This is a genomic window from Xanthomonas albilineans (genome assembly GCF_009931595.1).
Taxonomy (GTDB): Bacteria; Pseudomonadota; Gammaproteobacteria; order Xanthomonadales; family Xanthomonadaceae; genus Xanthomonas_A; species Xanthomonas_A albilineans.
The window spans coordinates 405,366-422,598 of record NZ_CP046570.1 but is presented as its reverse complement, the minus strand read 5'-3'; the positions used below and the strand labels follow the sequence as shown (position 1 = coordinate 422,598).

15 protein-coding genes are annotated in these 17,233 nt (G+C 65.2%); 7 read left to right on the top strand and 8 right to left on the bottom strand.

The annotated features are described in order from the left end of the window. Window positions 1–90: 90 nt before the first annotated feature. The gene (locus tag XaFJ1_RS01770; protein WP_045757165.1) at window positions 91–1,386 is read left to right on the top strand and encodes an APC family permease; all 1,296 of its coding nucleotides are present in this window, start codon (window positions 91–93) and stop codon (window positions 1,384–1,386) included. 91 nt (window positions 1,387–1,477) lie between these two features. On the opposite strand, the gene XaFJ1_RS01765 is transcribed toward XaFJ1_RS01770, so the two are convergent. The 3 genes from XaFJ1_RS01765 to tsaD form a co-directional block, all read right to left on the bottom strand. Next, window positions 1,478–3,655: a glycoside hydrolase family 3 N-terminal domain-containing protein gene (locus XaFJ1_RS01765; RefSeq protein WP_012914971.1), complete on the bottom strand. Its 2,178-nt coding sequence runs from the start codon at window positions 3,653–3,655 to the stop codon at window positions 1,478–1,480. Window positions 3,656–4,102: 447 nt separating this feature from the next. Beyond that, a complete protein-coding gene (gene folB / locus XaFJ1_RS01760) occupies window positions 4,103–4,462 on the bottom strand; it encodes a dihydroneopterin aldolase (protein ID WP_012914970.1) in 360 nt (119 codons plus the stop codon). After that, window positions 4,455–5,603: a tRNA (adenosine(37)-N6)-threonylcarbamoyltransferase complex transferase subunit TsaD gene (gene tsaD / locus XaFJ1_RS01755; RefSeq protein WP_012914969.1), complete on the bottom strand. Its 1,149-nt coding sequence runs from the start codon at window positions 5,601–5,603 to the stop codon at window positions 4,455–4,457. The genes folB and tsaD overlap by 8 nt, the downstream gene beginning before the upstream one ends. Window positions 5,604–5,724: 121 nt before the next feature. On the opposite strand from tsaD, the gene rpsU reads away from it, so the two are divergent. The 4 genes from rpsU (at window position 5,725) to dnaG (ending at window position 9,455) form a co-directional block, all read left to right on the top strand. Then, entirely contained in the window at window positions 5,725–5,940 is a 216-nt protein-coding gene (rpsU, locus tag XaFJ1_RS01750; RefSeq protein ID WP_003465342.1) for a 30S ribosomal protein S21, read from the top strand. Between the two features lie 231 nt (window positions 5,941–6,171). After that, window positions 6,172–6,618 carry a GatB/YqeY domain-containing protein gene (locus tag XaFJ1_RS01745; RefSeq protein ID WP_045756700.1) on the top strand — a complete coding sequence of 149 codons (447 nt, stop codon included), beginning with the start codon at window positions 6,172–6,174 and terminating at the stop codon, window positions 6,616–6,618. 128 nt (window positions 6,619–6,746) lie between these two features. Further along, entirely contained in the window at window positions 6,747–7,655 is a 909-nt protein-coding gene (locus XaFJ1_RS01740; RefSeq protein WP_045756699.1) for a YihY/virulence factor BrkB family protein, read from the top strand. 63 nt (window positions 7,656–7,718) lie between these two features. Further along, entirely contained in the window at window positions 7,719–9,455 is a 1,737-nt protein-coding gene (dnaG, locus tag XaFJ1_RS01735; protein WP_012914966.1) for a DNA primase, read from the top strand. A 135-nt stretch (window positions 9,456–9,590) separates the two neighbouring features. Here dnaG and XaFJ1_RS01730 read toward each other — a convergent pair whose 3' ends face one another. After that, window positions 9,591–10,628 carry a lipase family protein gene (locus XaFJ1_RS01730; RefSeq protein WP_230596652.1) on the bottom strand — a complete coding sequence of 346 codons (1,038 nt, stop codon included), beginning with the start codon at window positions 10,626–10,628 and terminating at the stop codon, window positions 9,591–9,593. A 359-nt stretch (window positions 10,629–10,987) separates the two neighbouring features. Here XaFJ1_RS01730 and XaFJ1_RS01725 point away from each other — a divergent pair, with 359 nt between their 5' ends. Together XaFJ1_RS01725 and XaFJ1_RS01720 are read left to right on the top strand one after the other, a co-directional pair. Next, window positions 10,988–11,977: a bile acid:sodium symporter family protein gene (locus XaFJ1_RS01725; protein ID WP_045756697.1), complete on the top strand. Its 990-nt coding sequence runs from the start codon at window positions 10,988–10,990 to the stop codon at window positions 11,975–11,977. 188 nt (window positions 11,978–12,165) lie between these two features. Continuing rightward, window positions 12,166–13,740: a thioredoxin family protein gene (locus tag XaFJ1_RS01720; protein WP_045756696.1), complete on the top strand. Its 1,575-nt coding sequence runs from the start codon at window positions 12,166–12,168 to the stop codon at window positions 13,738–13,740. Window positions 13,741–13,785: 45 nt separating this feature from the next. Here XaFJ1_RS01720 and cyoE read toward each other — a convergent pair whose 3' ends face one another. From cyoE to XaFJ1_RS01700, 4 genes are read right to left on the bottom strand one after another with little or no spacing between them, the layout of a single operon-like run. Beyond that, on the bottom strand, window positions 13,786–14,685 hold the full coding sequence (gene cyoE / locus XaFJ1_RS01715) for a heme o synthase (RefSeq protein WP_012914962.1): 900 nt from the start codon (window positions 14,683–14,685) through the stop codon (window positions 13,786–13,788). Continuing rightward, entirely contained in the window at window positions 14,682–15,845 is a 1,164-nt protein-coding gene (locus tag XaFJ1_RS01710) for a COX15/CtaA family protein (RefSeq protein WP_012914961.1), read from the bottom strand. Before XaFJ1_RS01710 ends, cyoE begins: the two co-directional genes overlap by 4 nt. 11 nt (window positions 15,846–15,856) lie before the next feature. After that, window positions 15,857–16,432, bottom strand: coding sequence for a hypothetical protein (locus XaFJ1_RS01705; RefSeq protein WP_012914960.1), 576 nt, complete (start codon window positions 16,430–16,432; stop codon window positions 15,857–15,859). Between the two features lie 27 nt (window positions 16,433–16,459). Then, a complete protein-coding gene (locus XaFJ1_RS01700; protein WP_012914959.1) occupies window positions 16,460–17,218 on the bottom strand; it encodes an SURF1 family protein in 759 nt (252 codons plus the stop codon). Window positions 17,219–17,233 lie beyond the last annotated feature (15 nt).

Genomic DNA, 17,233 nt, shown 5'->3' with positions numbered 1-17,233 from the left:
CATGGCGGCATCGCGCTGCGTGTTGTCCTCGCCTCGTGCATGCGCTCGGCGACGCGTGCGCTGGGCAGTTCAGGCGACAGAATCCGCGCCATGAACCGACCGCCCACGCCAAGCCTGGTCCGTGCGGTCAGCCGCTGGCAAATCGTCGGCCTGTCGATCAACGACGTGATCGGCAGTGGGATCTATCTGCTGCCCGCCGCCGCCGCTGCGCTGCTGGGGCCACTGAGCCTGTGGGCGGTGCTGCTGGCCGGGCTGGCGGTTGCCTTGCTGGTGTTGTGCTACGCGCAGGCGGCCAGCTACTTCGACGACCCCGGTGGCAGCTATCTGTATGCGCGCGAAGCGTTCGGCCGCTTCGTCGGCTTCGAGATCGGCTGGATGATCTGGCTGACCCGGATCAGTTCAGCGGCGGCGCTGGGCAACGGGCTGGCGGACGCCGTCGTGCGCTTCTGGCCGGCCGCCGCGCATGGCGGCGCACGCCTGAGCATCGTCGTCGGCGCGCTCGGCCTGCTGACCGCGATCAACGTGATCGGGGTGAAGTCGGCGGCACGGACCGGCGTGGCACTGGTGATCGGGAAGTTGCTGCCGCTGGCGCTTTTCGTGGGGATCGGCCTGTTTTATGTGGATCCATCGTGGGTCTTCTCCGGCAAGACCCCGGACCTGCACGATGTCGGCACCATGGGCGAAGCGGCGTTGTTGCTGTTGTTCGCCTATGCTGGTTTCGAAAACATCCCTGCTGCGGCAGGCGAGTACCGCAATCCGCGCCGCGACGTGCCATTCGCGCTGATCACGATGATCGTCACCGTCACCCTGATCTACGCTGCGGTACAGGTGGTGGCGCAGGGGACGTTGGCCAACGTCGCGCAATCGGCGACACCGCTGGCCGATGCCGCCAGCGGCTTCGGCGGCGAGGCGCTGGCACTCATCCTCACCATCGGCGCCACCATCTCCATCCTGGGCACCACCAGCAACACGGTGATGCTGGGGCCACGCTTTCTGTTCGCGCTGGCCAAAGACGGCTACGGCCCGGCGTTCCTGGCGCGGGTGCATCCGCGTTTCCATACCCCGGCGGCGGCGATCCTGTTGCAGGGCGTGCTGTCGCTGGCACTGGCGCTGTCCGGCTCGTTCGTGCGACTGGCGCTGCTGTCGATGGTCACGCGCTTGTTCGCCTACACCGGCACCGCCGCGGCAGCCTTGGTGCTGTCGCGGCGCTACCGCGACCGCCCCGGTGCGCTGCGCCTGCCTGGTGGGCCGCTGATCCCACTGGCCGCATTGCTGTTGGCGTTGGCACTGCTGCTCAGCGCCAGTTGGCAGAACCTGGCCGCCGCCGGCGTGGCATTGCTGATCGGCGCGCTGCTGTACCGCTTTCCGCGCAAGACACCGGGATGAAACATGCTTGCGCATGTCTCGCCATCGCGACATGCATGCGGGCGAAATGACCCTCCCGTCACCACCGACCGTAAAGCGCGCCGTGCTGTTATCAGGCTTGTGCGAGTAACTCGAACCCCACCGGCTCGCCGCTGGTCGCGGACGCGCACACCCATAGATCGAATTGTCCAGGTTCGGTTGTGCAGCATCCATCGCGACCGGTGAAGGCGAGCGCGTGCCGGTCCAATGTGAACACCACCTCCATGCCCTGCCCCGGCGCCAGGCGTACCTTACGGAACGCCTTCAATTCGCGCACCGGACGCACCCGACTGGCGACGCGGTCGTGGATGTACAACTGCACCACTTCCTCGCCCTCACGCTCGCCAACGTTGTCGATGCGGGTGGTGACAGTCAGCGTATCGTCCCAGCCCAACCGCACGTGGTCGAGTTGCGGCGTGCCGTAAGCGAAACGGGTGTAGCTGAGGCCATGACCGAACGGATACAGCGGCGCGTTCGGCACCTCGCGCCAGCGCGCCTTGAACTCGCGCATTGTCGGCAATTCCGGTCGTCCGGTGCGCGGGTGATTGTAGAAATACGGCTGTTGCCCGGCATCCAGCGGAAAGCTCACCGGCAACCGCGCAGAAGGGTTGTAGTCGCCGAACAACACATCGGCCACCGCCGGGCCGGTCTGCGTGCCCAGGTACCAGGTCACGACGATGGCGGCGGCATCGCGCACCGCGCCCTGCAGTGCCAGCGCGCGGCCATTGCGCAGTAACACCACCACGGGCGTACCGGTGGCGGCGACGGCCTCGGCCAGTGCCTGCTGCGACGGTGGCAACACGATCTGCGTGCGCGACTGCGCCTCGCCGCTGTAGCGCTGCGGCTCGCCCAGCGCCAGCACGGCCACGTCGGCGGCGCGCGCGGCGGCGACGGCCGCGTCGATGCCGCCGTCCAGCGGTGCTTCCAGCGCGCAGCCAGGCACCACGGCCAACGCCTGCGCATCGTCCAGCGCTGCGCGCACCCCATCCTCCAGGGTCACGTAGCGCTCTTTGTCTCCGAACAACGTCCAGCAACCTTCGATGTTGTCGCGGTCCTGCGCGAACGGACCGATCAGTGCGATCTTCTGCCCGTATTTCCGCAGCGGCAGTACCGGACCATCGTTCTTGAGCAGCACGATCGAGCGCCGCGCCGCCTCGCGCGACAGCGCATCGTGTGCGGGGAGATGAGACTGGTCGGCCTCGCGTGCCGGATCCAACGAACGATACGGATCCTCGAACAGGCCGATGGCATCCTTCAGTGCCAGCACACGGCGCACCGCCGCGTCCAGCAATGCCATCGGCACGTCGCCGTCTTCCACCAGCGAGGGCAGATGCGCGGCGTAGAAACCGCTCTGCATACTCATATCCATGCCGGCGAGAAACGCTTTTTTAGTCGCGTCGCGCTCGTCGGCGGCGTAGCCGTGCGCGATCAGTTCCATGTCGGCGGTGTAATCGGAAATCACCACGCCGGGGAACTGCCATTGCCCGCGCAGGATGTCGGTCAACAACTCTTGGTTAGCGCTGGCCGGCACGCCATTGATGTCGTTGAAGGACGTCATCACGGTCAACGCGCCAGCGCCGAAGGCCGCCTGGAATGGCGGCAGGTGCACATCGCGCAGAGTCTGCGGTGCGATGTCCACGCTAGCGTATTCCATCCCCGCAGCGACCGCGCCGTAAGCGGCGAAGTGCTTGGGCGTGGCCAGCAGCGCATCAGGCGCACGCAGGTCGGGCCCCTGAAAACCGCGCACCCGCGCGGCGGCGAACGCGCAGCCCAGCACGACATCCTCGCCCGCGCCTTCGGCGCCCCGGCCCCAACGCTGGTCGCGGGCGATATCCACCGCCGGCGCATAGGTCCAATGCAGACCAGCGGCGGTGGCTTCGATTGCGGTGGCACGCGCGGTGCGCTCGGCCAACTCCGGCTCGAAGCTGGCGGCCTCGCCGAGTGGGATCGGGAACACCGTGCGCATGCCGTGGATCACATCCGCCGCCAGGATCACCGGAATCCCCAGGCGGCTCTCCTCCAGGGCCACCTGCTGGATGCGTCGTCCCAGTTCCGCGCCCACGCCATTGAACAGCGACCCCACCCGCCCGGCACGCACTTGCTGTATCACCTCGTCGGCATTGCTCACGTTCACTTCCGGATTCACGTCGGGCGCGAACGGACGCACCATGTCGGCAAAGACACCGAGCTGGCCAACCTTCTCCTCGACGGTCATGCGGGCGATGAGCGATTCGATACGATCCGAAGCCATGAGGTCCTTTGAGAAAACGCTTACATAGGCGCTGAGTTTAGCGCTGGGGCCAGACGATGGGGCAAATCCCGGCGAGCGCACGACCTGTTCAGGACATTGCTCCCCGCCCGGCCACGATCCAATTGCCACACCGGTCGGCCTGCCGCGCCATGACCGCCCGAAACACTGCCGACGGGAGCGGCGACCAGAACGGCGCGCCTGGATGCACCGCAGGATCGTGTACACAACGGACAGCAGCGGCGCCGAATCCCAAACGATAGGAAGCCACATGCACGCGCGCCGTCATGCGTTGCGCCACTGGCAGTCTCAACACACTTCAGCAGGGCTCGTACTCACGGCAACGTCCATCACATGCTCTCGCCGCTGCCGGATCTCGGCATCGCAGAAGCAGCGCTCGCCATGGTTTCAATGACCGTATGCGGCATACGCCGTACATCCCACGCCGCTTCATCCACACGGGCGGCTGCGCTCGATCATCACGCCCACGGCCTGTGCGCCGCGCACCGCACCCGGTTTGCTCAGCTTCAAACGCAACCAACGCACCGCGAACTCGTCCAAAACCATCGCCGCACAGCGCTCGGCCAAGGTTTCCACCAGGCCGTGATCGGATTGCTCGACCAACTCCACCATGCGCTTGCTGATCGCCTTGTAATTGAGCGTATCGGCAATATCGTCGCTGGCTGCGGGTATGCGGTTATCGAAACCCATTTCCAGGTCGAAACGCAGTGTCTGCCGGATCCGCCGCTCCCAAGCGTAGATGCCGATCAAGGCATCGATTTCCAGACCTTCGATAAAGACTTTATCCATTGCCAGCACCTGAAATTCGGGACTCGCCCCCGGCAACAGCAACAGTTGGAACATCGCTGGGGCTGTTGGTACGCGCACCCTGCGTCGGCAATCCCGCCACCAACGGCGGCAGCGACGCCATGTCCCAACGCGGGGTCACCTGCACGGCGGCCGTGGCGTCGTGTAGCCCGGCCTGCAAGCGCAACGCGCCGGCGAAGGCGATCATCGCGCCATTATCGGTGCACAGCGCCGGGCGCGGAAAGCAGGCGCGGCCACCGCGCGCCTGCGCCATCGCCTGCAAGCGCGCGCGCAGGCGCAGGTTGGCGCCGACACCGCCGGCGACCACAAGGGTATGGCTCCCGGCCGCATCCAACGCACGCTCGCACTTGATCGCCAGCGTTTCCACCACCGCGTCCTCGAAACCGCGCGCGATATCCGCGCGCACCGCGTCGGACTGGTCGCTGCCGCGCCAGGCCAGCAGCACCTGGGTCTTGAGCCCGGAAAAACTGAAATCCAGACCCGGCCGGTCGGTCATCGGGCGCGCGAAACGAAAGCGCCCCGGCGTGCCCTGCGCGGCCAGTGCCGCCAACTGCGGACCGCCAGGATACGGCAGCCCCATCATCTTGGCGGTCTTGTCGAAGGCCTCGCCGGCCGCATCGTCCAGGGTTTCGCCGAGCAGTCGGTAACGGCCGATGGCCTCCACCGCGATCAACTGCGTGTGCCCGCCGGACACCAACAGCGCCACGAATGGCGGCGCCGGCACGCCGTGCGCCGGGTCGGGGTCTTCCATCAACGGCGCCAGCAAGTGGCCTTCCATGTGGTGTACGCCGATCGCCGGCACTTCCAACGCCCAGGCCAGCGCGCGGGCGACGCCGGCGCCGACCAGCAGCGCGCCGACCAGGCCCGGCCCGGCGGTATAGGCCACGGCATCCAAGTCGCGCACCCGCAGGCCGGCCTCGGCCAGGGTCTGGCGGATCAAGGGCAGCAGCTTGCGCACGTGGTCGCGGCTGGCCAGTTCCGGCACCACCCCACCGTATTCGGCGTGCAGGGCGATCTGGCTGTACAGCCCGTGCGCACGTAGCGCAGCCGCGCCGGAGCGGGCGGTGTCGTAGACAGCGACGCCGGTTTCGTCGCAACTGGATTCGATGCCGAGCACATTCATGTGTGCATTGTGGGGCCGAATCGGCGGCAGGCCAAACCCCACGCTTGCAGCCGGAGAATCCGTCGCTATAATGTGCGGCTCGCCGGGCTTGACCCGGCCACCCTTGTGTCCCGGAGATTCCATGCCCAGCGTCAAAGTCCGCGAGAACGAGCCCTTCGAGTTTGCGCTCCGCCGCTTCAAGCGCACCTGCGAAAAGGCCGGCGTACTGGCCGAAACCCGCAAGCGCGAGTTCTACGAAAAGCCGACCCAGGAACGCAAGCGCAAGGCCGCTGCTGCGGTGAAGCGTCAACTGCGCCGCACCTCGCGCGACGTCACCAAGCGCCAGCGCCTGTACTGAGGATCGCGGCCTACGGTAGCGCGGCCCGCGGGTCTGGGCAGGCGCTACGGTAAGCCCACGAAGCCGGCACGCGCAAGCGTAGCCGGCTTTTTGCGCTTCTCCTCGCTGCCTCCGCCACACGTCGCGATCAAACCGTTGTCGCCGTCGCGCCTGTACTCCCATGCGCAGCGGCTTATCCCGGTGGCGTTGCCTAGAATGCCCCTGTCTTTTTCCTTCACTGTGGAATCCGTCATGCCCCTCAAACAGCAGCTCACCGACGACATGAAGGCCGCGATGAAGTCCGGCGACAAGCACAGCCTGGGCGTGATCCGGCTGATCAACGCCGCGATCAAGCAGAGGGAAGTGGACGAGCGCGTGGACATGGACGACGCCGCGGTGATCGCCGTGATGGACAAGATGGTCAAGCAGCGCAAGGACTCGGTGAGCCAGTACGAGGCCGCCGGCCGCGAGGATCTGGCCACGGTCGAGCGCGAAGAGATCGCGGTGATCGCGCGCTATCTTCCGGCCAAGCTCGGCCAGGCCGAGATCGTTGCCGCGATCCAGGCTGCGATCGCGCAGACCGGCGCCAGCGGTCCGGCCGACATCGGCAAGTTGATGGGCGCGCTGAAGCCGATGCTCGCCGGCAAGGCCGACATGGGCCAGGTCTCGGCCCTGGTCAAGCAGCAACTGGGCGGCTGATCCGGCGCGTCACGCTTCACCCATCTTTAGCGCAGGACTGCTACAACACCGGCAAGCCCGCGCTTTCACTTACCGCGCGCAGCGCGGGGCTGGTGTTTCGACGCCGCGCGCTTAAGGTTCTGGCGACCATGTCCCTATCATCCGCACGCCTGCACACGCACTTGGACCGCCTACAGCAGAGCCTGCCGGCGGCACTGGCACGGCGCTTCACCGAGATCGATCTGATGACCCAGGCCGCCTCGCTGTCGTTCTACGCGCTGCTGTCGCTGGCGCCGCTCCTGGTGTTGCTGCTGTGGCTGACCGCCTCGCTATATCCACAAGCGCAGCAAGCGCTGATCGCACAGATCGGGCAACTGGCCGGGAACGGCGCACGCGACGTCGCACAGACGGTGATCGACAACGCCAAGCACCAGCCCAACATCGGCTCGCTGGCCGGACTGTGGAGCACCTTGTTGCTGTTCGTCGGTGCCACAGCGGTATTCGCGCAACTGCAAAATGCGCTGAATCTGATCTTCCGCACCGACAAGCAGCAGCTCGACGGTTTCCTACCGTGGCTGAAAAAACGCGTATTCTCTTTCGGCGTGGTCTTCGCACTAGGTTTCTTGCTGCTGATCTCGATGATCCTGACCACCGTGTTGCAGGTCGCCTTCGCGCGGATGCCATCGCTGCTGCCGGCGGTGGGCTACTTCTCCACGCTGGCGATCTACGTACTGGCCTTCGCCGTGCTCTACCACTACCTGCCAGATCGGCGCGTGGAGTGGCGGCAGGCGATCATCGGCGGGGCCATCACCGCCTGTCTTTTCGTGATTGGGCGCTATGCGATCGGCGTATACATCGCCACCGCCGCACCGGGCAGCGCCTACGGCTCCATGGGCGCGCCGGTGATCCTGCTGGTGTGGATCTACTACGCCACGGTGGTGTTCTTCGTCGGCGCGCTGATCACCGCCGTCATCGACGAGCGCCAGCGCGCGCGGCGCCCCCTCGACGACGCCGGGATCGACCCGCCCAGCGCCGTGACCGCAGCGCCGCCTCACTGAATCCACCACACCGCGCAGCACCCGATCCGTGGCGACGACGCACACGCGTGGCATCCTATGCCGATGGCCCGCATCCCCGACGCATTCATCGACGATCTGCTCGCCCGCACCGACATCGTCGAGGTGATCGGCACGCGCGTGCCGCTGAAGCGCCAGGGCAAGGAGTACGCGGCACGCTGCCCATTTCACGACGAGCGCTCGGCCTCGTTCACCGTCTCCCCGACCAAACAGTTCTATCACTGCTTCGGCTGCGGTGCGCACGGTACCGCGATCAGCTTCCTGATGAACTACGACCGCCTCGAATTTCTCGACGCGGTGGACGAGCTGGCCAAGCGCGCCGGGATGGAAGTACCGCGCGACGCGCAACAACGCGGCGCCGCACAAGCCGCCGGCGAAGACCATCGCGACCTGTACTCGGCGCTGGAAGCGGCGACGAAATTCTTCCAACGCCAGCTCGACACCAGCGACAAAGCACGTACCTATCTGGATGGTCGTGGCGTGGATGCGGAGAACCGCGCACGCTTCCAGATCGGCTATGCGCCAGACGGCTACAGCGCGCTCAAGGATGCCTTGGGCACCGACGAGCGTCGGCATAAGTTGCTCGACCGCGCCGGACTGTTCTCCAAGAACGACCGTGGCCACGTCTACGACAAGTTCCGCGACCGGGTGATGTTCCCGATCTTCGACCGCCGTGGGCGGGTGATCGCCTTCGGCGGCCGCGTCCTCGACAAGGACGATGGCCCCAAGTATCTGAACTCGCCGGAGACTGCGCTATTCCACAAGGGACGCGAGCTGTACGGCCTGTGGCAGGTGCGCCAGAGCAACCAGAAGATCGAGCGACTGATCGTGGTCGAGGGTTACATGGACGTGGTCTCGCTGTTCCAGTTCGGCGTGACTCAGGCGGTGGCGACACTGGGCACGGCGACCACGCCGGAGCATGCCGAATTACTGTTCCGCAATGCGCCAGACGTGTTCTTCTGCTTCGACGGCGACGCCGCCGGGCGCCGCGCTGGCTGGAAGGCACTGGAATCGGTGCTGCCGCGAATGAAGGACGGACGCCAGGCATTCTTCCTGTTCCTGCCCGAGGGCGAGGATCCGGACACCATCGTGCGCAAAGAAGGCGCGGCGGCGTTCGACACGCGCCTCGCCCAGGCCACGCCACTGTCGCAATTTTTCTTCGACGAGCTGTCGCGCGAAATCAATCTGAGCACGCTCGATGGCAAGGCGCGTTTGGCCGAGCGCGCGCGACCGATGCTGGCGCAGATTCCCGACGGCGCGTTCGGCGACCTGATGCGCCAGCGCCTGACCGAACTCACCGGCATCGGCGCCGCCGCACCCGCCACTACATCGACAAGCCGACCGCCGCTGAGGCCAGCGCGGTCGGCGCACAAACGCAGCCTGGTGCGCGAGGCAATCGCACGTTTGCTGCAAGTGCCAGCGCTGGCGCTGGAGTTAACGCCGCCCTATCCGTTCGCTGGCCTGCGTCTACCCGGCGTCGAGTTACTCATCGAACTGTTGCAGATCGTGCATACACGGCCGGAAATCACCACTGGCGCGCTACTCGAACACTTCCACGAACGCGAGGAACTGGCCGCACTACAAAAATTGGTGGTGCAGGAGATTCCCGGCGACACCGCGAGCTGGCGTCAGGAGTTACTCGATGTGATGGTGCAACTGGAAAAACAGACCCTGCAACAACGCCTGGACGAACTGCAGGCCAAGCAACGCGCGCAAGGACTGGACGAGACCGATAAGTACGAACTACGCGAACTGCTGAAGATCCTTGCGACGTTGCGCTGAACGCTAGCCGGCGGATACGATGCATTCGCCGGATGCTGCGAAACCTAACCTGGAACAAGTGATGTCCTTGAAGTGAATGCGAAGTCACCTGAGGCGCGTTGAGACAAGTCGACATCGCCGATGTCGCGGTGGCTTCTAACCTAACGTCGTCGACACATCGCCGAGCGCTTCAAGTCGCTTGAGCAAGGCATAGAACTCCGCCTCCATGTCCATTTCCACCGTTTGCCGTTTCTTCGCCGGCGGCACCACCGGCTTCAACCGATGCGCGATCAGCGCGGCGTAGGCGGTTGTATGTTGGGTTTCTGCCTGTTCAATGAACTCCCAAAGCGTGGTCGGGATGCCGCTCAACGTTCCCGAAAGTCGCTGGTTCGCAATCTGGCAGTACGCGATACCCGACGACGATGCATACTGCTTGGCCATATCGACAATGGCGTTGATCAACAACATCGGCGCGTTTGCATACAGCGTCTTGATCTGCTCGAGCATCGCGAGATCCCAGCCATGCGGCACCACATCGTACGCGTTCCACAACACGCGATTCCATACCCGATAACCGTTGCCACTCGTCGGCGGCAATACCCTCGTGCATAGCTGCGCAAAAGCGGCATTTCCCGGCGTGGGGCCAGCGGTGGGATAGCAATACACCGCCGTGCACTCGTCCAGCCTGTGGGTATTCTTGAACCAGGTTGCCATGGTCGGCGACAACGCCCCCCCCAGGCTATGGCCAGCGAAAATCACGCTTGCGCCACTGCTGGTTACTTTCTTCAAAAATCCATCCAGCGTATCGCCAGGCGACACGCCAGACGGTGGACTCACCATGTTGAGCAAGTGCCAGACACCCAGCGCGGTGCCCATCGAGATGACCGGATTGGTCTGGCTCGGATGCAAGAGTCGAACCGGTGCGGTACTCGCGGTGGGATCGTAGGTCGAAAAGTCGACCACCTTGGCGACGTCGAAGTCCTCCACCACCCAGTCGTAGAGAGAGAACGCATTGGTGGCGGTGATCACCACAACGTAAACGTCCCCGGCGATATCGCCGAGGTTGCGCGTCTTGACGACGCACATGGCGTTGTCCGACCGATTGGAGTTCTCCGCCTGCCAGACCTGCGGCCCCCAGGCCAGCTCCCAGACCCCGATCGTCTGCGGCACCGGCGGCGACGCCAGCGTCGCCATGAGTACCTTTTGATAATCGGCCTGCAACGCTTGCGCCGTGCCAATTTGATTGCTGATCCAACTGGCCAGGGTCGAAAGCGCGAAGACGGTCTGATACGGGTCGTATCGCATATGCATGTTCCTAGTCGCTAGTAATTTATGGAAAAACGCCAGACGTGGAACACCTACTACCTTCGATATTGCCCGGCCGCATCCCCCATCAACACGATGCGCGGAAATTTAGCAAGCAACCGATCGGTGAACTTGGCAAAAGCCATCATTGCCACAGCATGCTGGAAAGTTGTCTACGCAGCGCGTCCGGACTCGCCTCCTGCGTCTTCGCTTCCTACAATGCAGACCCGACAACACCGCCCCGCGCCATGATCAGACCCTGGCTCGCTCGTCTGCGTATCGAACCATTCACCCTTTCGCTGTTGTGTACGGTGCTGCTGGCCTCGCTACTGCCGGTGTCCGGGCGCGCGGCGCGGATCATGGACGCGTTCACCGATCTGGCCATCGCCGCGCTATTCTTCCTGCACGGCGCGCGGCTGTCGCGCGAGGCCATCCTGGCTGGTGCGTTGCACTGGCGCCTGCACCTGACCATCTTCGCCGCCACTTTCATGCTGTTTCCGTTACTGGGCTTGCTATTGAAGCCGCTATCGCACTGGATGTTGACCCCGGCGTTGTACATCGGCGTGCTGTTCCTGTGCACGCTACCATCCACGGTACAGTCGTCGATCGCGTTCACCTCGATGGCCGGCGGCAACGTCTCGGCCGCCGTGTGCAGCGCCTCGCTGTCGAGCCTGCTTGGCGTGTTTCTGACCCCGTTGCTGATGGGCCTGCTGGCCGGCGCACAGAGCGCCATGGCCAATCCGCTGGAAGCGATGGGCAAGATCATGCTGCAGTTGCTGGTGCCGTTCCTGGCCGGTCATCTGTTGCGACCATGGATCGGCACCTGGGTCGATCGCCGCCGCGCGCTGCTGCGCTACACCGACCAGGGCACGATTCTGCTGGTGGTGTACACCGCCTTCAGTGCGGCGGTGATCGAAGGTTTATGGCGCAAAACGCCGCTGCCGGCACTGCTCGGCGTGGCGCTGGTCGGAGCCTTGTTACTAGCGCTGGCAATGCTGCTGATCACCATCAGCGCACGGCGACTGGGCTTTTCCCGCGAGGACGAAATCCCGATCGTGTTCTGCGGTTCCAAGAAGAGTCTGGCCACCGGCGTGCCAATGGCCAAGGTGCTATTCGCCAGTGGCAGCCTCGGCGCGATCGTACTGCCGGTCATGATTTACCATCAGATTCAGTTGATCGTCTGCGCGGTGATCGCGCAGCGCTATGCGCAAACCGTGAAGTCGGCGCGCGGCCAATAAACCGATTCCTCGCATCTGCGGTGCGCATTTAGACGAGGGGAGACACCCGCCCGATGCCACGATCGTGTGCCCGGTCACGATGTTATAAGCACAGACGCAACCGTCATGCCCCCGCGGCGGCGGCACTGGGTAAAGTAGGGGACCGCTGTGGCCCCCGCCACGCCTCCCTCCCCTTACCGGTGCCCCATATGAGCCGTATGCTCCGCCGTCCCGCCATACTCTGCACAAGTCTAGCCACGTTGCTGGCCCTGAGCGCCTGCGAAAAGCCGCCCGCTCCGGCCACGCCCACGGCCGCCGCGCCAGCCCCCACCAAGGACAGTGCCGGCATTGCCTGGCGCGAGGGCGACCTCGACGATGCCTTCGCCGAAGCCCGTGAACAGAACAAACCCTTACTGCTCTACTGGGGTGCGGCGTGGTGCCCCCCCTGCAATCGACTCAAAGCCACGCTGTTCAAGGACCCGGCATTCATCGCCCGTACTCGCGCCTTCGTGGCGGTGCATCTGGACGGCGACTCGGAAAGTGCACAAGCCTGGGGCGACCGTTTCGGTATCAAGGGCTATCCGACCATCATCGTGCTGCGTCCGGACCGCAGCGAAATCACCCGTCTGGCCGGCGACAGCGACACCGCCCATCTGGCCGAGGCGCTGCGGGTGGCGGCAACCCATACCTCCAGCTCGACACAATTACTGCAGCAGGCCCTGAAAGAACCGGCTACGCTCAGCAACGACGACTGGACCATACTCAGCCAATACGACTGGAGCGTAGATGGCGCGCACTTGATCAAGTCCGAACACACCGCCGACGTGCTCGCACGCCTGGCCGCCGCCGTGCCGCAGCCTGCGCTGCGCCGTCGCTTCGGGTTGTTGGCGCTGAGCATGGACAAAACCGGCACACCGACGCCCAAACAGCGCGCCGCCAATCGCGCCCTGCTACAGGCCGTGCTGTCCGATCCGGCCGAAGTGCGCGCCAACCTCGGCGCACTAACCTATTCGGCACGTGAACTGGTGCAGGCATCAGCGGCGAATGCAGCCGAGCGCGCTACGTTGTCGAGCGCGCTGACGCAGGCACTGGACAAGGTCTACACCGACAGTCGCTTGCCGATCAGTGATCGCCTGGAGACGGTCTATGCAGACATCGCGCTGGCGCGGCTGGCGCAGGGCCAGCCGGAGGTGGAGACGCATACTCCGCCGCCACTGCCGGCGGCCTTGGTCGAAAAAATACGGCAACGCGCGCACTGGGCCGAACAGGCCGCACACAGCGATGCCGAACGCCAGTCCACGATCAGCAGCGCCGCCGACCTGCTCTATTTAGTCGGCGACAAAGCCGACGCCGAACAGTTGTTGCTCGCCGAACTCGGACGCAGCAAGACGCCTTACTACTACATGCCCGAATTGTCCGGGATGGCCGAGGAGCGCGGCGACAAGCAAACCGCGCTGTACTGGCTGAAGAAGGCCTATGCGAGCGCACAAGGCCCGGCCACACGGGTGCAATGGGGTGTGGTCTATGTCAAGGGCCTGATCCGCCTGCAACCGGACAACACAACCGCCATCGAAAACGCCGCAGGCCAGGTCATCGCCGAACTGGCTAGCCAGCCCGACGGCTACCATCAGCGTACCCGGCAGCGCTTCGACACCCTGGGCAAGGCGCTAAAGGTCTGGAGCAAAAATCACAGCGGTAGCGCCGTGCTGGCACGCCTGCAGCAGAAAATGCAGCAGAACTGCGGCCACCAGGACACCGACAACTGCCAACACTGGCTGAGTTGAACCCCGTCGCGGTCGCGCAGGACGCGGTGCCGACGGCGCCGCGCCCTAACCCGGCAGCAACCAGTGATCGACCAGCAGGAACGCGAACAACGCCATCAGGTACACGATGGAGTAGCCGAACATTCGCATCGAGAACATCTCATCCGGTGGGTCGAGCATGCGCCAGGCGTACCAGAGAAACACCGCATCCAGCACCAGCGTGCCGCCAAGATAAAACACGCCACTCATGCCCACGACCACCGGCAGCAAGGTCGCCACGACAAGCAGCAGCGTGTACAGCAGAATCTGCTTGCGCGTGTGCGCCACACCATGGGTAATGGGCAACATCGGAATCGCCGCCTTGGCGTAATCGGCGCGACGGAAGATCGCCAGCGCCCAGAAATGCGGCGGCGTCCATACAAAGATGATCAACACCAGCAACGAGGCGTAGGCCCAGTCCCACTGGCCCTGCATACCGGTGATCGCGGCCCAGCCGAGCAGCGGTGGCGCGGCGCCGGCCAGGCCGCCGATGACGATGTTCTGCGGCGTGGTGCGCTTGAGGAACACCGTATAGATCACCGCATAGCCAATCAACGAAGCGAAGGTCAACACCGCTGTGATGACGTTGACCCACACCACCAAGACCGTCATCGACAGCGCGGTGAGCACAGCGGCGAACAACAACACCTGCCACGGCAGCACCTTGCCCACCACCAACGGACGCCAGGAAGTGCGCGCCATCTGCGCATCGATGCGCGCATCCAGCAACTGGTTGATCGCCGCCGCCGCCGAAGCGGCCAGCCAGATACCGAAGAAACCGAGCAGCCCGGTACGCACCTGCTCCCAGGTCGGCACGCCCGGGATCGCCAGACACATGCCGACCAAGGCGGTGAACACGATCAGCGCCACCACCTTGGGTTTGGTCAAATCCCAGTAATCGCGCCAGTAGACGCCACGGGCGCTCATTGCGGCGCTCGCAACCGCGCCAGCAGCGACACCAGCACGAACAGCAATGCCACCGCACCCGCGTTGTGCAACACCGCCACCGGCAACGGCAGCGCCAACTTGACGTTGAGAATGCCCAGGCTGATCTGAGCAAGCAATAACACCAGCAGCGCCACCGCCCAACCGCGCATGCCCGGCGAACGGCTCAGACGCCAGCTCAACCACACCAGATAAGCGGACACGCCCAGCGCCATCATCCGATGCGCCATCTGGATGGCGATACGCGCCGCGCCGTCGAGGACACCGCCTTCGTAGTCCACGCCGATGGCACGCCACAGGGTGAAACCGGCGCGGAAATCGTGCGGCGGCCACCACTGGCTGACGCAGCGCGGGAAATTGTCCGCCGACCAGCTGCCGCCGCCGCAGGCCAATGCCGCGTAGTTGGCGCTGACCCAACCGCCAAGTGCGATCTGCACCACCAGCAACCCCACGCCGATGCGCAGCAGCCACTGCAACTGCACCGCATCGGCCAGGGTGATCGGCAAGTGCGTGGCGCGCCAGGCCATCCACACCAGCAACGAGAACATCGTCAAAGCCCCCAGCAGATGCCCCATCACCACGATCGGCTTGAGCAGCAGAGTCACCGTCCACATGCCCAGCAACGCCTGGAAAATCACCACCGTCAGGGCCAACACCGCCACGCGGGCGAGATCGGCATTGGACCAGCGCCACGCCGCCAGCAACAGGATCCCCTCGGCGCTCACCGCCAACCCCATTGCCAGCACCGGCCAGCCGGACATGTACAGTGGAATCGACAGCGCCACCAGCAGCGCGGCCGCGAGGATCCGGACAATCCCCAGCCGACGTCGACGCGCCGCCAGCAGCGACAGCACCAACACCTCCACCCCCAGCGCACCGGCGAGAAAACGGTGTACCTGCTCGCGCCAGGCTTTGTGCGTCTCCAGCGGACGGATCTTGCTGGCCGCATGGGTGTTGGCTTCGGCACTGGTCTGCGGCCATGTCACCCGACCGTAGCAGGTCGGCCAGTCCGGGCAGCTCATGCCCGCATCGGACAGGCGCACGAACGCACCGAACATGATGGTGCTGGCGGTGAACAGCGCCGCCAGCCAGGCCATGCGGTGGAAGTGGCGGAACAGCGCCGGCGGCGCGAACAAGCTCATAGGGAGGTGGCTCACAGAAGTTTCAACAATTTCGCCAGATCGGCATGCAAGCCGGCCGGGTCGAAACCGGGGGCATAGCGCAGCACGACGAAGCCATTGGGATCGATGACGTAGACCGGCACCCCCGCGGCATCGTGTACCCGCGGCAGCGCGGCCAACAGCGCCGGATCCGCACGCAGCACGCGCACCTGCGGCAGTGTGCGTATCCATGGCGAGGGCGTGCCGATCCACAGGATCTGCACGCGATCGGCGTCGTGGCCGAACAATTGCCAGACCTTGTCCAGTTCGCGCGCCAACGCGTCGCAGGCACTGGCACACTCCGCTGGCGGCGCCAGCGCGATGCGCCACAGACGCTGCTGCGGTCGCCAGGCATAACCGCTGCCATCGGCCAGGAGAGGTTGCAGCACACGCAGATCGGCCGGTGGCGTCAGCAGTTCCCCATGATTGCGGCGCGCTGGCGGCTGCCAGCCGGAAAAGCGCAGCACACCGGCACCCAGCATCGAGCCGAAAAACAGCACGAACAGCGCGACCAACGGCCAGCGGCCGCGCGCGGCCGCCTCACGCGGAATCGGAGGGGAAACAGTCATGCCGGAGATTTTCTCATGCGCGCGCACTCAGCGCCCGTCTCGTCCCCTGCGTCTGCGCCAACTGAGCAATGCGGTCGTGACCAGCACCAGCAGTGCCAGTCCGAACCACTGCACCGCGTAAGCCAGGTGGCGCTCGGGCGGCAGCGTGTTCGGCAACGGGTCCAGATCGCGCGGATAGCCCAGCGGCAGGGCCGGATCCAGGCGCAGCACCTGCGACAAAATGTCGCGGCGGCCGAGCGCCACGCCAATCGCCGCCGGCTCGATCCGCATCGCCAACCAGCGCTGCGGCGACGGCGCCGCGACCAGCGCCGGGCCCAATGTCAGGCCATGCGACGGTGGCGGCCCGAGCAGACCGACCAGCACGTACCGGCCTTGCAGCGGCGCTGGACTCGGTAGGGCGCGGTCGGCAGGCAACGGCAACCAGCCCAGCTCGACCAGCAACGGCACCGACACGCCATCGGGCAGGAACGGCTGATACAGCTTCATCCCACTACGGCCCTGGCGGATCTGGTTATCGAGCAGAATCTGCCCAGGCAGGAAGCGGCCTGCGCCGTGTACCCAGGCCAGCCGCTCAGGTCGGCCCGTGCGCAGCGCATCGGCCAGCGCCTGCGGACGATCGCGCACGTGCGCCGCCTGCGCGAGCAGCGCCTGCTTCTCATGCATGCGCTGCAATTGCCAACGGCCCAGCGCGCAAAATCCCAGCGCCAACGCCAGCGCAACACTCCAGCCCAGCCACAACGGCATGCGCCGGTGCGCGCCCGCACGCGAGGCGGCGGCGAGGGTCATAATGCGGAAACACCA